This is a genomic window from Aeromonas sp. Y311-2, from assembly GCF_027706025.1.
Lineage (GTDB): Bacteria > Pseudomonadota > Gammaproteobacteria > Enterobacterales > Aeromonadaceae > Aeromonas > Aeromonas veronii.
In genome coordinates this window covers 3,029-3,259 of record NZ_JAPDCL010000034.1, presented here as the reverse complement: position 1 = coordinate 3,259, position 231 = coordinate 3,029, and positions in this window count along the sequence as shown.

Genomic DNA, 231 nt, shown 5'->3' with positions numbered 1-231 from the left:
CCCCGTTGTCAGCTGACAATCGTTGCCAGCCAGCAGCCAGGATTTCATTTCACGCTACCGATAACGCTAATGCCTGATGGTTCTGATGAGCTGATCACCCCGTTGTCAGCTGACAATCGAGCTCGCTGGAGCCAGATTTCCATTTCACGATACCTATAATGCGGCTGACAGAGAGTGCCGAGCAGATTATCGGGCAGCGGCCAGGACTTCATTTCACACTACCGATAACGC